The sequence below is a fragment of the Campylobacter sp. CNRCH_2013_0671h genome, assembly GCF_025773055.1.
GTDB classification, from domain to species: Bacteria; Campylobacterota; Campylobacteria; order Campylobacterales; family Campylobacteraceae; genus Campylobacter_D; species Campylobacter_D lari_D.
Map to the genome: position 1 here is coordinate 1 of NZ_JAKMTG010000026.1, position 1,120 is coordinate 1,120.

At 29.0% G+C, this 1,120-nt stretch carries 1 protein-coding gene; it reads left to right on the top strand.

All coding sequences use genetic code 11. The annotated features are described in order from the left end of the window. Nucleotides 1-175: 175 nt before the first annotated feature. Nucleotides 176-1,120, top strand: a 945-nt coding sequence (locus L8X97_RS08260) for a cache domain-containing protein (RefSeq protein WP_263663067.1), incomplete at its 3' end; no start/stop codon positions are given.

A 1,120-nucleotide genomic window follows, 5' to 3' on the forward strand; every position in this document is an offset into this window, starting at 1 on the left:
AGTGTTAATTGCTAAGCTGGGGTTGGTGATTTTGATTGGATGTGATTGTTATTTTTTATAATTTTTTTATTAAAAAATAGTTTTTTTATATTTAAATAATGCATTTTTTTATTAAAAATAATACAAGATAATTTTTCCCTTAAAATTTACAATTTTTAAACAAGGATAATTCATTATGAAAAACATTACAAGAAGTTTAACGGGAAAATTAACTTTTTTTGTTTTTTTAGCAATTATAGCTATTTTATTTATAGCAAATGCATTTAATTATGCCGAAGTAAAGCATGATGTTCAAAAACTCATCAATGATATACAAGTTAAAACAATGCAAGATGTTTTAAAGAATTTTGATGACTACACTGCTTCAAGAAGCGATGCTATTAGATCTGTCGCCTCTGAATTGCAAAAAAATCCTAATGCGAGTTTAGAAGAAATTTACACTATGGTTAAAGTTGCAAAAGAAGCTAGTCGTTTTGATGTGCTATATGTAGGACTTGCACACAATGGTGCAATGATTAGATCAAATGGAAACCATCAAATGCCATCTGATGGCTATGATCCTAGAACAAGAAGTTGGTACACAAGTGTTGCTTCTGGAGAAAACAAAGTTGTAATATCAAAGCCTTATATTGCCCCTAGCTTAAAAGCTCCTTCTTTATCTTTTTCATATCCTATAGTTGTTAATGGTAAATTTATAGGTGCAGTAGGTGGAAATTATGATTTAAATACTTTTTCAGATAATGTATTATCAATGGGAAGGTCACAAAGCGGATATACTGTGGTTTTAGATAATGATGGAACTATACTTTTTCATGAATCTTCTGAGGCATTATTAACAAAAAATGAATTAAGTCAAAATATAGTAAAATCATATCTTTCAACACCTGAAGGAAAATCAGGACTTCTTTCAAGCTCACCAATGTTAATTGAAGATGGAAATGCTCCTCGCAAGGCTGTGATTTGTCAGAAATCTTCAACAGGATATAATGTTTGTGTGATTGCAGATGAAAAAATCTATAAAGACCCGGTAAATAAAGCTTTAATACAACAAATCATTATTGGTGTTATAAGCTTGGTAATTGCTCTTGTAATTATAAGATTTATGATTAATTATAATCTT